This window comes from Chryseobacterium sp. SIMBA_028 (assembly GCF_046535285.1).
Taxonomy (GTDB): Bacteria; Bacteroidota; Bacteroidia; order Flavobacteriales; family Weeksellaceae; genus Chryseobacterium.
Genome location: NZ_JAWRWZ010000015.1, coordinates 69328 through 83352 on the forward strand (window position 1 = coordinate 69328; position 14025 = coordinate 83352).

Sequence of the window (14025 nt, forward strand, 5' to 3'; positions counted from 1 at the left end):
TCAGCTTACCAATGTACCAATGATTGTTACACTGGTAAATTGTTATATTGTTACATTAATTTTTTTAAACATCATAATTAAGCATCACCACATTGGTTGTCGGGTGACATTGACACGTAAGAACGAAGCCTCTGGCAACTTCATCTTCGGTAAGTGCATAGTTTTTCTCCATGAAAACTTCTCCCTCCAAAACCTCTGCCTTACACGTACAACAAACTCCTCCTTTGCAAGCAAAAGGCACAGGAAGATTGTCTTTCAATGCTTTATCTAAGATACTCTCTTTTTTGGAATTAAGGTGGAACGAATATTCATCATCATCAATGATCACCGTTACCATACTTTCAATATTGGCAATGGCTTTGAATTCATCACTCATCTCCTCTGTATTTTCTTCATCCGGAGCCGTGAAGTATTCAAATAAAACCTGAATTGCAGGTACTTTTTTATCCTTTTTCAGATAATCAGCAATCCCCTTTATCATTTCTGCAGGACCGCAGATAAAATAAGTGGATTCTTTTACATCAATATCTGTATATCTTTCAAACAGCTGATCTAATTTTTCAGGAGAGATTCTTCCTTCAAAAACAGGATCTTCATGTTTTTCTCTACTTACCAGGTAAACCACCTTAAGTCTTCCATTGAAGTGTTCTACCAACTTATCAATTTCAGCTTTTCTCAAAATATGATTCATACTTCTGTTGCTGTAAAACAGATAGGCATTACTGCTAGGCTCCTGATAAAGACTTTCTTTAATATTGGATAAAACCGGAGTGATACCGCTTCCTGCTGCCAGACCAACATACGTTTTCACGTTTGTCGGGTGATAAGAAGTATTAAAACCACCCATTGGAGGCATTACTTCAAGCATTTCATCCATATGAAGGTGCTCATTGAAATACCCTGATACTTTTCCACCTTCCAGTAATTTTACCAGAACCTCCAGCGTATTGCTTTTTTCGCTTGGAGCATTGCAGATAGAATAAGAACGTCTTTCTTCATTTCCGTTGATCATCATTCGGAAATTCAGATACTGCCCTTGTTTGAACCTGAACTTGTCTTTCAGTTCCTCCGGAATTTCTACCGCTACACTCACGGCTTCGGAAGTATCCTTCTGAACTTTTACAGTTTTAAGTTTATAAAATGAATTCATTATTTTTTTAGTATTCTATTAATTTTTCCACCTTCGCACTTCGGCAAACTGTCCTGAGTATGAACTTTCACTTTTGTGGTGATCCCTACCCGTTTTTTTATTTCGTTTTCTATATTTTTCCCGAAGCTTCCGACAAAATTAAAATAATCATCGGTATTTGCTTCGATTTTTTGAGTATTTACAAGATCGTCGGCAATTTCTACATCAATATCTAAAGCTACACACATTTGCTCTTTTTCAATCGGAGTCAAATAATAATTAGGAACCACTCCTTTTACATGGGAGAATGCTTCTTCAATCTGGCTTGGATAAACATTTACTCCTCTTACGATCAACATATCATCTGCTCTGCCTACAATCGGTTTCATTTTCACCATTGTTCTTTTGGCATTTTCATCGTAATAAAGACTGGTAATATCATTAGTCCAATAGCGTAAAAGCGGCATGGCTTTTTTCGTTAAAGTGGTAATCACCAGAACACCTTCTTCTCCAAAAGGAACCGGTTGCTTGGTAATTGGATCCAGGATTTCAGGATAAAAGTGATCTTCCCAAATGTAAGAACCTCCTTTTTCTTCAAAATCCTCCATGGAAACCCCAGGGCCGATAATCTCACTTAAACCATAAATATTGGTTGCGTGTACACCTAATCTTTCCTCGATATGGCCTCTGATGATTTCTGTCCAGGGTTCTGATCCCAATACGGCATATTTAAGACTAATTTCATCTGCTGAAATTCCCCTATTAGCAAATTCATCAGCAATGGTTAAGGCATAAGACGGGGAACAGCAAATCACTTCAGGTTTAAAATCTACAATCAGATCAACCTGCCTAGCGGTCATTCCTCCAGAAATAGGAAGAACACTCATTCCCAGCATTTCTGCACCATAATGAAGCCCTAGTCCGCCGGTGAAAATTCCATAACCATAGGCATTATGCAGCTGCATTCCCGGTCTGGCTCCTGCTGCATGTAAAGATCTAGCTACCACTTCACTAAAAAGATCTACATCTTCCTTAGTATATCCTACCACGGTTGGTTTTCCTGTTGTCCCACTTGAGCAGTGAATTCTCTGAAGTTCACTTTTCGGAACGGTAAACAAACCAAACGGATAGTTATCTCTTAAATCCTGTTTGTAAGTAATCGGAAGTTTCGTGATATCTTCAATCGACCTTATCTCATTGGGAGATATTTCCAATTCATCAAGTTTCCTTTTATAAAACTCTGACTTCTCTTCTAGATAACCGATCAAATTAATCAACCGGTCAGATTGAAGCTGTCTCAACTGACCCAGCTCCAGATATTCAACTGAAAAATCCATAAACTAACTAACATTTGTTAGGTGTAAATTTAAAAAGATTTTGGAAGCTGGCAAAATTTTTATGACATTCGTCATATTTTGAATGATTCTAAATAATAAAATACCAGCTGAGCCGCCTTACCTTTGTAAAAGTAGAATGTAAAATGTATTACTAATTTCTTTTTGCCAAAGACTATGATTTTTGATTTCCGAGTAAGCCGAAAAGGATTTTCTCTCTTATCTCATCCGTAATTTTATCGGTAGAATCACTGCTTCTCTTGAACCAGAAATAGGAATTGTTAAGGGTATGAAGAATAAATCTTGTAGTAAATGATGGTGACTTTAGCTCCCAGTTTTCAGCTTTGTAAATTTCAGAAATTAGTTCTTCAACTTCCTGCTGATAATTTTTTCTTAATTCCACAAATTCGGGAAGCCTTTCTTCCAAATGTCTCCACTCCACAGAATAGATATGGGTAACATCCCGGTTTTTTAGAACAACCGATAAATGTTTATCAAGAAATAAATCTAATTTTTCTCTTGGAACGATATCCGTATTTTTTACTTCCTGAAGCTTATCGAAAAACTCCTGTGCAATACCAAAACATACCCACTCCAGAATTTCTTCCTTTGAACGGATATGTGCATATAGTGATGCAGCTTTGATATTAAGCTTCGTAGCCAGGTCTCTTACAGAGCTTCCCATATAGCCCTTCTCTTTGAAAAGTTCTACTGCTACGTCTAATATTTTCCTTTGTTTTTCTTTAAGTTCCATCTGTAAAAATGCAAAAGTAGTTATTCTGTTAATAAAAAGTTGAAATTTAACATAGTGATTAAGCAAATTCGTTCATTTATAAACTTGTATTAGGGTGTTATTTTTCAAATCTGACTATTTGTTCATGAATTTCAACGTAAAATTTCAGGAACCGGAAATTTTGTCAAGTTAATTTTCCGTTAAAAATAGTGAATTCGGAAATTTTGTCCATTTTTTTTGTAAATTTAATAATTGAACAGTTTTTGCGATACACTCATCGAATAAATGATTAAATAATTGATGGCATTAAGAAACTAAGCCTGAAAATTTAGTTTCTTGATGTTTTTTAAAGCTAAAATTTGAACGAACCATTACCAAAAATATATAAAATATGAACTTAAACCAATATACTGTAAAATCACAAGAAGCCATCCAGGCAGCGCAACAAGTTGCCATGGAACTTGGCAATCAAAGTATTGAACCTCAACATCTCCTTGAAGGAATTTTTCAGGTAGATGAGAATATATCGCCTTTCCTATTAAAGAAATCTGAAGCTGATGCTACTTTGGTAAGAGAGCGAAATCGTGAAAATTTAGAAAAGCTTCCTAAAGTACAGGGAGGAAATATTTACCTATCTCAATCTGCAAATAAAGTGTTGCTAGATGCACCAAATATTGCCAAAAAAATGGGTGATGAATTTGTAACGATTGAGCACTTATGGTTATCTCTTATTGAAACCGGTTCGGAAGTTTCTCAAATGTTGAAAGACATGGGAGTCACTAAAAAACTGCTGGAAGGGGGAATTAAAGAATTAAGAAAAGGAAGTAAGGCTACTTCTGCAAGCTCAGAAGAAACTTATCAGTCCTTAAATAAATATGCTAAAAACTTCAATGAGTTGGCAGCTGAAGGAAAACTGGATCCCGTAATTGGACGCGATGAAGAAATCCGAAGAGTTTTACAGATCCTTTCCAGAAGAACCAAAAACAACCCTATCCTTATCGGAGAGCCTGGTGTAGGTAAAACAGCCATTGCTGAAGGAATTGCCCACAGAATCATCAGTGGTGATATTCCTGAGAATCTAATGGATAAAACCTTATATTCATTGGATATGGGGGCATTAATCGCCGGCGCAAAATATAAAGGTGAGTTTGAAGAGCGTCTAAAATCTGTAGTGAATGAGGTCATCAAATCTGACGGACAGATTATTCTTTTCATTGATGAGATCCACACTCTGGTAGGTGCCGGAGGTGGCGATGGAGCAATGGATGCTGCCAATATTTTGAAACCAGCCTTAGCAAGGGGCGAATTGAGAGCTATTGGTGCTACAACCTTAAACGAATACCAAAAGTATTTTGAAAAGGATAAAGCATTGGAAAGACGTTTTCAGAAAGTGATGGTAGAAGAACCGGATACGGAGTCTGCTATTTCAATTCTTCGTGGAATTAAGGATAAATATGAAGCTCACCATAAGGTAAGAATCAAGGATGAAGCAATCATTGCGGCTGTAGAAATGTCTCAAAGATATATTTCGGACAGATTTTTACCGGATAAGGCGATTGACCTTATTGATGAAGCTTCGGCTAAATTAAGAATGGAGATCAATTCAAAACCGGAAGAGCTGGACGTTCTAGACAGAAGATTAATGCAATTGGAAATTGAGCTGGCCGCTATTTCGAGAGAAGGCAACCAAACCAAAATTGATCATTTAAAAGAGGATATTTCGAAAATTTCTGAAGAGAGAAACGAGATCAATGCAAAATGGTTGAAAGAAAAACAAAAAAGTGAAGATCTTACCCAGATCAAAAAAGATATTGAATCTCTGAAATTGGAGGCTGAAAGGGCTTCCAGAACAGGAGATTATGCTAAAGTAGCGGAAATCCAATATGGAAAACTTCGTGAAAAAGAAGATCAACTTGAAAAGCTTGAAATTGAAATGCAAAATCATCAAAACGAGCTTATTAAAGAGGAAGTTACTTCTGATAATATCTCTGAGGTGATTGCAAAATGGACAGGTATTCCTGTTACTAAGTTATTACAATCGGAAAGAGATAAGCTACTGAATCTGGAAGCTGAACTTCACCACAGAGTTGTGGGACAGGATGAAGCCATTGGTGCCGTAGCTGATGCCATCAGAAGAAACAGAGCCGGATTGAGTGATGATAAAAAACCTATCGGATCATTCTTGTTCCTTGGAACAACCGGAGTTGGTAAGACTGAGCTTGCTAAAGCATTGGCTGAGTTCTTATTTGATGATGAGAACAATATGACCAGAATTGATATGAGTGAATATCAGGAACGCCACAGTGTTTCAAGACTAGTGGGCGCCCCTCCGGGATATGTGGGATATGATGAAGGTGGACAATTGACTGAAGCGGTAAGAAGAAGACCTTATTCAGTGGTCCTTTTGGATGAGATTGAAAAAGCCCATCCTGATGTTTTCAATACATTACTTCAGGTTTTGGATGATGGCCGTTTAACGGATAATAAAGGCCGTGTTGTGAATTTCAAAAATTCAATCATTATCATGACTTCGAATTTAGGTTCACATCTTATTCAGGAAAATTTTGAAAATATTACTGATGAGAATCAGGATGCAATTGTGGATAAAACGAAAATTGAGGTCTTCGATCTTTTAAAACAAACCTTACGTCCGGAATTCTTAAACAGAATTGATGAAGTGGTATTGTTCCAACCTTTAAGAAAGAAAGAAATTGGAAAAATCGTTCAGTATCAATTAAGAGGATTTAATGAGATGTTGGCAAAACGTAACATTATCATGACTTTCACTCAGGATGCAGTAGATTATCTGATGGACAAAGGCTATGATCCTGCTTTCGGGGCAAGACCCTTAAAAAGAGTGATCCAACAGGAAGTGTTAAATAAACTGTCAAAAGAAATCCTTGCAGGAAATGTAAACGATGGTGACAGAATTACCCTGGATTACTTTGTAGAAACCGGATTGGTTTTCAGACCAACGGAACAATAAAAAATAAAGTAGTTTTTTTCATATACATTAATTTTTGTAAGTAAGTGCTGTAGATTTCTCTGCAGCACTTATTTTTTCACATAATTATCCAAGTATCGTGAAATATCATTATATTTATTACCCAAACAAATTAATAACTAAAACAAAATCAGTATGAAAAAGTTAAAAAGAAACGAGTTGAAGAACATTGATGGCGGAGTGGCTTCTGCTTTAATAATGTGTGACGAGAACTGGAACTGCCCTACCGGCCTATGCTGTACCGCAGGAATGGTTTGCAGGGATCCAAAAAAATACGGATGCATTTAAAAAATTAAGCCGGAGATTTTCTCCGGTTTTTTTATGCCCCTATCATCGTTTCGTTTTCAAGGATGTAAAAATTTTCATACACAATCCGTAAAAACACGGTAAAAATAACGGTATAATTCCCTATTTAATAATAGTTTTTCTTTCATATTTTTTCCGAAATTTGCAGTAATATGGATATTCCATGATAAAACTAAGTTATGAATACAGAATCTACTAACGAAAATGATCAACCAAGATCAGGAGCGATGTCTAATAGTTTGATTAAAGCTCTTATTGACAATTATCGTCAAAATCACCTGACTGCTATCAATGATACTTTAGGAATAGAAGATGCTCATTCCATTTGGTTTGACCTTCCTAAACTGAAAAGCTTCATTGCGTTGATAGAAAAAGAAGCAAGCAAAATAAATCCTGAATGTACGGAAGAAGATTTAGGGATCAGATTTTATTATGCCGCCTACCCAAAAGTTGAAAATTGGGACATTATGGAGAGTCACCCCGTTCCTCAGGAATACTCTGAAAGGCATACCTTGGTGATGATTCCAACGCTGAAAAAAGAAAGCGAAGAGGGAGAAAAACTGGATTATGATTTCAATTCACTAACTCAACAAAACTTAGCATTAAGCGCACGTGGTATACCGTTGTCTGATGACGATGGAGATCTTGGAGAAAACCAAGGAACACTAACCCCTCCAGGCAACCCTAAAACACAAAAGTACTAATCTCGCTGTAAAATATTTTATACTATTAATAAACAATGACTGAGTTCCAAAAGTTTTTCTTACAATTCATGTATGTTGGGGAAGGAATTGCTGCTTTAACTTCTCTTATTTATTTTAACCGTGTAAAAAAACAATATTGGAAGTATTTGGCATTATATCTTATTGCTATTTTTTTGTGTGAATCTGCTGTAAAATGGGCTGAAAAACCTCTTCATATAGATAGAGTTAAGTTTTACAATTATTTTGTTATGCCATTACAATTTATCTTCTTTTATTGGCTCTACGCCAAAAAATCACTAAAAAAAACAACTCTATTTTATATTTTTGCAGCCATCTATCTCTTGTCATTCATTCCCAATGCTTTATTCTTTTCAAATAACAAAGTAGTATACTCCTTTAATTATACTTTTGGATGCCTGTTTTTAATGGTACTGGTTATTATGGAATACTATAAGCAGGTAAATTCATCTGAAATTTTAAAGTTCAGTACAAACAAAATGTTCTATATCAATCTGGGAATAACACTCTTTTATATTGGGACTCTCCCATTTATGACATTCATGTCGCTTCTTTGGGAATATAGAAATATTTGGGATTTATATTTTGCTTATTTCCAGATTTCAGGAGCTGTAATGTATCTTTTATTTGCAAGTTCATTTATATGGGGAAAACAGAGCTTTTAATTACGATCATTCTTTTCAATACATTTTTTTTAATGTTTGTTGTTGCTGTAGCCATCTACATAAGAAACTACAGACAACGTAAAAAAGAGTATCTGAATGAAATTGAAATGAAAAACGAAATTCATCAAAGAGAACTTCTGGCTACCCAATTGGAGATTCAGCAGGCCACCATGCAGCAAATCGGGCGGGAGCTTCATGACAATATTGGTCAAAAGCTTACCCTTGTAAGCTTGTATGTTCAACAGATGCTTTATGAGAATAAAGTTCCTGAAGCCAGTGAAAGAATTGACCAGGTCTCACAGATTATCAACCAATCCCTGCAGGATCTCCGAAGCCTTTCGAAGACATTGACCGATGATAATATCAATCAAAAGGAAATTGTAACTTTGATTCAGGAAGAGGTTGACAATACCAATTCCTTAAAAAAATGCAAGATCAATTTTGAACACAATTTTAATCAACTGGACCTAGGCTTCGTTCATAAAAATGTACTTCTCAGAATCACTCAGGAATTTATTCAGAACAGTATAAAGCATTCTCAATGCAAGAATATTTTTATCAGCTTAAATACTTCCGAACATATCCTTTGGGAGCTCAATATTCATGATGACGGAATCGGATTTGATACCACCCAAACAAAATCCAATGGAATTGGTCTCACAAATATGAAAAACAGAGCCGAAATTATAGGCGCTGATTTCAACCTTGAGAGCCAGGACCACAAAGGAACAGTCCTCAATATCATCTTAAAAAAACAACCATGAAAAAATCTATTGTAATTGTTGACGATCACATCCTTATTGCCAAGGCTCTTGAAGGGATTATTGATAACTTTAACGAGTTTGAAGTAATCTATGTATGTGAAAATGGAAAAGACCTGATTCAAAAATTTGAAGAGGGAAACCCAATTCCTGATATTATCCTTTTAGATATCAGTATGCCTATTATGGACGGTTTTGAAACAGCAGCCTGGCTTGTCAAGCACCACCCCAATATTAAGGTAATGGCACTCAGCATGCAGGGAGATGATAACAGCGTGATTAAGATGATCAAAAACGGAGCAAAAGGATATCTTCTAAAAAACACCCATCCGAAAGATCTGGAAACAGCTCTTACAAGACTGGATACTGATGGCTTCTTTTACCCGGAATGGGCTTCAAAAATTATATTTTCCAATTTCAATAAAGATCAGGAAGCTGAAATCACAGTTAAAATATCTGATCGTGAAAAAGAATTCTTGAAATACACTGTTACGGAGCTTAGCTATAAAGAAATTGCAGACCGAATGTGCTGCAGTCCCAGAACTGTAGAGAGCTACAGGGATCAGCTTTGTGATAAACTTGATTTAAAGACCCGTGTAGGGCTGGCAGTTTTTGCCATTAAAAACGGCTTTGCTAATTAAAGTTTGTATTAAAAAAATTCTATAAAAATTAAAATTAACTTAAATGTTTACATTTAAAAATACACTTAAATGTGAAATAAATAATTTAATTTTTGAAATTAGTTAAAATTCAATACAATTCATATAAAACTAATTTATAATCAATAAAACCATTCATTAAATAGGAATAATTCAAATAAACTAGAAAATAATTTGCATATCAATTTTAAATAATATAATTTCACATCCTCAAACCAAAAAAAAAGATATGAAAAGATTATTATTTGGAGTCCTTGCATTGGGCTTTATGTCTGCGTGTAACAACGACAGTGTAACTAATCAAAATGAAACTTCGGCAGATAAGGAAATTGCTTCCACCTCTGCTCTAAAAAGAAATTGTCCATCAGAGGATATGAGACAGGAAGCTTTGGAAAAAGATCCTGCATTAAGACAAAAAGTTGCAGAAATAGATGCTAATGCTGAAAGATTTGCCAATAACCTAGCAATGGGAAAAGTACTTGCAGATGGAACTGTTGAAATCCCTGTCGTTGTAAACGTAATCTACAAAACAACAGCACAGAATGTTTCAGATGCCAGAATTGCAGAACAAATTGCCGTACTGAATGCTGATTACAGCGGAACAAACAGTGATGCTTCAAGCATCCCTACTGAGTTTCAGGCTGTAAAATCTGGTGATGTAAAAGTGAAATTCAGATTGGTAAATACGATAAGAAAATCTACAACCAAAACATCATGGAGCAAAACGGACAGAGCAAACAACACCATGAAAAAAGCCTCTACAGGAGGAATTGACGCCACCAATCCTACAAATTATTTTAATATTTGGGTAGTGGGCAGCATGCCGGATACTCAAGGACAAATCTTGGGTTATGCAACTTTCCCTGAAGATGCTGGTACATGGAAAGACGGTGTCGTTATTGCAGCTCCATTCTTTGGCAAAACCGGAACATCTGCTCCTTTCAACTTAGGAAGAACTGCCACCCATGAAGTAGGACATTATTTAGGTCTTAGACATATTTGGGGTGATACCACATGTGGTGATGACTTAATTGCAGATACTCCTACGCAAACAACTGCTAATACAGGTAAACCAACCTATCCGCTTTACAATACTTGCTATGGGGTAAAAAGATCTGTTATGTTTATGAACTATATGGATTATTCTGATGATAATTCATTGTATATGTTTACTGCAGGGCAAAAAACAAAAATGCAATCTGTAACCGCATCTTCTGGTGCAAGATCAGGATTAAGAGTTTATTAATAAATCACACCATTTAAATAATATTTAAAATCTATCCCACGTTTGGGATAGATTTTTTTATATTTTTACGCAATTAAATTTAAGACCACAAAGATGAAAAAAATAGCCCTAGCATCGGGTATACTACTACACTTATACAGTTACAAAGCACAGGATACTGTTCAATCTAGAAATCTTAAGGAAGACATTGCTTTACTTAATTCAAATACTTCGCTACAGGAAAAAACACCATTTTTGAAGAAAGAATGGGTGAAAAAATCAGTAGCTCCTACCCTACTTTTTGCAGCAGCAGCAGCAACTTGGGGAGAAAAAGAAAATATTCGTGAAGTTCGTAACCGTTACCTGCCTGCTTTTAAGGTAAAATATGACGATTATCTTCAGTATGCTCCGGCATTGGCTGTTTATGGATTGAAATTAGGAGGGGTAAAAGGAAGAAATAATCTGGGAAGAGCTACTTTGTCCTATGGAGCTAGTTTAGTCATCATGGGAATCCTTGTGAACTCCATTAAATATACCGCAAAAGTTGAACGCCCAGATGGTTCCAAAAATAATTCATTTCCATCCGGACATGCAGCTATGGCCTTTACCAACGCTAGCTTTCTGCACAAGGAGTATGGTATGGTAAACCCAGCTTATAGTATTGCGGGATATGGTTCAGCTACGCTTACAGGACTGGGCAGAAACCTCAACAACAGACACTGGCTGCCTGACATTCTGGCTGGAGCCGGAATCGGTATTATTTCTACAGAACTAGGATATTTCTTTATAGATAAAATATATAAAAACAAAGGGGATAATTTAAGTATGCTATCCAGAATACAAGGGAACGATTACCCGTCTTTCCTGGCAATAAAGCTTGGTACAACCTTTGGTACTACAAACTTTTTAAAAGAATCAGAGCTTGATGACAAGAAGCAAATCGGTTTTGAAGGAGGTCTGGAAGGGGCTTATTTCTTTTCAAAAAAATGGGGTATAGGTGGAGATTTTAGCTTCAGCAGTTTCCCTATAAAACCAATGAAAGTAAATCTGGATGATGGAGACAGCTTTGGGGAACACGAAATCATAACACAATCTCTGGGCTTTCTGGGAGCAGGAATAGGGCCTTATTTTTCTCACGAGTTTTCAGATAAATGGCAACTGACTTTAAAGGCAACTGCAGGATACTCTGCTACTGCCAGTGGTAAAGTATTTATTAAAAGTGACAGCATTGATGGCCCCAACCACCAACTCGAAATTGCACGATACAAACCCAAGCCTGCTTTCCGTTGGAATACCGGAGCTTCTATCACGTACAAATTTAACCCAGGGCTAGGACTCACTTTCTATACCGATTACAACGAGATTAAGTCTACCATCCGTTATCGCTTTAGTGATGCCATACAGGAGAACGAAGAGCTAAACGAGGAACTGAATCATATGATAGCCAAGGAAAAAATAAATTACTTTACTCTTGGTTTAAGATTAACCGCTTATTTTTAAAAATAAAAAGCCTTCAGATCTCTGAAGGCTTTTACTTTTATAAGTTTTTACGGTTATCTTCTGGTGTATAATCCATGAAAAGATCTCCATCTAAGGACACAGATTTTACTTTTTTCTTTATGGGAATCACAAGATCTGTCAGTTTTTGATCTTTTTCCCAAACCGATGGTGAAAAATGAAGTTTTTCAGTACTACCATCGTCATAAGTTAGTATAGCATCAAACGGAATAGCAAATCCTCCGACATTCACGACATTTACGGTAAGCAAATCATTCATCTGTGATGCTCCGGCCACTTTTACATCAATATAATTATTGGTATAAAACCAATTGTGGAAAAACCAGTTGAGATTTTTTCCGGAACCTGTATTCATAGAATTAAAATAATCCCAAGGGACCGGATGTTTTCCGTTCCAGTTATCCATATAATGATGCAATGCTTTTTTGAACAATTCATCCCCAAGATAATCTTTCAACGCCAGATAAGATAAGGATGACTTCACGTAGGAATTATTTCCATAGCCTGAACCACTCACTTGCGTACTCATTGTAATGATGGGTTGATCCTGCTCTGCAGACGGATCGTTAATCCATTTTTTCACTCTGAAATTTTTATAAAATTCCTTTGCGGCAGCTTCACCATTTTCATCAATACCAATTAAATACTCCAAGGTAGTAGCCCATCCCTCATCCATGAATGCATACCTCGTTTCGTTAACACCCATATAGAAAGGAAAATAAGTATGGGCAATTTCATGATCTGCCGTAAGTCTTGCATCCTGTAAGTTATCCGGAATACTTGTATCATTAATCATCATTGGATACTCCATGTCTGCATATCCCTGAATAGCCGTCATTACATTATAAGGATATTCTACGCCTGGCCATTTTTTGGAAAACCAATCCAGATTATAGCGCATCCAATCTACATACTGTTCAAAATCCTTTGCTCCGGCTTTATATCCTGATTGCACACTGGCCCTCTTTGTTTTCAACTGAACACTGGCAGCATCCCATACATAATGATTACTCAGGGCAAAGCAAAAATCTGTAATATGATTGGCTTTAAACTTCCATACATTCCATTTATTCTGCTGGGTAACTTTCCCCGACTTCATTTCCTGTTCTGTAGCAATATGCATTACCTTGTCACTTTTTAATGAGGCTTTATATCTTTTCAAATACTCCGGTTGAAGTACCGCTTCAGGATTTAAAAAATCCCCGGTTGCCCACACCACATAGTTTTTTGGTGCTGTAATGGCAAAGCTATAATCATTAAAATCATTATAAAACTCCTGTCTGTCAGAATGCGGCAGTATATCCCATCCGTTGTAATCATCGTATACAGAAATTCTTGGAAAAGAATAGGCTACATAGAATGTTTCAGGATCAATTTGTCCTTCTCTTCCACTTTGCACAGAAAGCGGATACTCCCACTCGATCTTAACCTCAGCTTTTGATTTCGATTTTAAACCTGACTTTAGTTTTACTTTTTCAACAGTTCCCCAATCATCGCTGTCGATATCATATTTTTCACCATTGACAACAAATGATTTAATCTTAAGTCCTGAGGACAAAAAATCACTGGAAACCGATCCAGATCTTGGCGATTGCGGCTTGTGTAAATTATTAACGAATCGTATCGCCAACTCATTGAGGTTATCCGGACTGTTGTTCGTATAAACAATTGTTTCTTTACCGGAAACTACCTTTGTACCGGCATCCACTTTTACTTCAACATTGTAAATTCCTTTATTTTGCCAATAGTTCTTACCCGGTGCCCCGGAAATATCACGGGTCCCTTTTTCATAGGCTTTTTTAATATTTCTCGGCATATACAGTTCCTGAGCAGACAACTGTAGCAACGAAACGACCACCAGCACTCCGGAAAAAATTCTCTTCATAATGACCTTTTTTAAAGATAGGTATCAAAAATAACGAAAATGTGACAGTGGGTGGTAATTTCTTTTGTAATAATGTTTTATGAT

Annotated in this window: 12 protein-coding genes; 8 read left to right on the plus strand and 4 right to left on the minus strand. The window is 36.3% G+C overall.

Annotated features, from left to right (window positions below; all coding sequences use genetic code 11):
* Positions 1-64: 64 nt before the first annotated feature.
* From SCA31_RS18840 to SCA31_RS18850, 3 genes are all read right to left on the minus strand, one after another.
* Complete coding sequence (locus SCA31_RS18840; RefSeq protein ID WP_410698571.1) at positions 65-1150, minus strand: 2Fe-2S iron-sulfur cluster-binding protein; 1086 nt, start codon at positions 1148-1150, stop codon at positions 65-67.
* Positions 1150-2466 (minus strand): phenylacetate--CoA ligase family protein, encoded by a 1317-nt coding sequence (locus SCA31_RS18845; protein WP_410698572.1) that lies wholly within the window; start codon positions 2464-2466, stop codon positions 1150-1152. The genes SCA31_RS18840 and SCA31_RS18845 overlap by 1 nt, the downstream gene beginning before the upstream one ends.
* Before the next feature lie 172 nt (positions 2467-2638).
* Positions 2639-3217 (minus strand): TetR/AcrR family transcriptional regulator, encoded by a 579-nt coding sequence (locus tag SCA31_RS18850; RefSeq protein ID WP_410698573.1) that lies wholly within the window; start codon positions 3215-3217, stop codon positions 2639-2641.
* Between the two features lie 370 nt (positions 3218-3587).
* On the opposite strand from SCA31_RS18850, the gene clpB reads away from it, so the two are divergent.
* The 8 genes from clpB (at position 3588) to SCA31_RS18890 (ending at position 12038) form a co-directional block, all read left to right on the plus strand.
* Entirely contained in the window at positions 3588-6182 is a 2595-nt protein-coding gene (clpB, locus tag SCA31_RS18855) for an ATP-dependent chaperone ClpB (protein WP_410698574.1), read from the plus strand.
* Between the two features lie 153 nt (positions 6183-6335).
* Entirely contained in the window at positions 6336-6488 is a 153-nt protein-coding gene (locus tag SCA31_RS18860) for a hypothetical protein (protein WP_410698575.1), read from the plus strand.
* A 197-nt stretch (positions 6489-6685) separates the two neighbouring features.
* Positions 6686-7210, plus strand: coding sequence for a hypothetical protein (locus SCA31_RS18865; RefSeq protein WP_410698576.1), 525 nt, complete (start codon positions 6686-6688; stop codon positions 7208-7210).
* A gap of 35 nt (positions 7211-7245) precedes the next feature.
* Positions 7246-7893, plus strand: a complete 648-nt coding sequence (locus SCA31_RS18870; RefSeq protein ID WP_076357328.1) for a hypothetical protein — start codon at positions 7246-7248, stop codon at positions 7891-7893.
* Positions 7872-8657 carry a sensor histidine kinase gene (locus tag SCA31_RS18875; RefSeq protein ID WP_410698577.1) on the plus strand — a complete coding sequence of 262 codons (786 nt, stop codon included), beginning with the start codon at positions 7872-7874 and terminating at the stop codon, positions 8655-8657. Before SCA31_RS18870 ends, SCA31_RS18875 begins: the two co-directional genes overlap by 22 nt.
* Positions 8654-9295 carry a response regulator gene (locus SCA31_RS18880; RefSeq protein WP_410698578.1) on the plus strand — a complete coding sequence of 214 codons (642 nt, stop codon included), beginning with the start codon at positions 8654-8656 and terminating at the stop codon, positions 9293-9295. The genes SCA31_RS18875 and SCA31_RS18880 overlap by 4 nt, the downstream gene beginning before the upstream one ends.
* Before the next feature lie 247 nt (positions 9296-9542).
* A complete protein-coding gene (locus SCA31_RS18885) occupies positions 9543-10559 on the plus strand; it encodes a zinc metalloprotease (protein ID WP_410698579.1) in 1017 nt (338 codons plus the stop codon).
* Between the two features lie 93 nt (positions 10560-10652).
* On the plus strand, positions 10653-12038 hold the full coding sequence (locus SCA31_RS18890) for a phosphatase PAP2 family protein (protein ID WP_410698580.1): 1386 nt from the start codon (positions 10653-10655) through the stop codon (positions 12036-12038).
* A 37-nt stretch (positions 12039-12075) separates the two neighbouring features.
* On the opposite strand, the gene SCA31_RS18895 is transcribed toward SCA31_RS18890, so the two are convergent.
* A complete protein-coding gene (locus SCA31_RS18895) occupies positions 12076-13941 on the minus strand; it encodes a M1 family metallopeptidase (protein WP_410698581.1) in 1866 nt (621 codons plus the stop codon).
* Positions 13942-14025 lie beyond the last annotated feature (84 nt).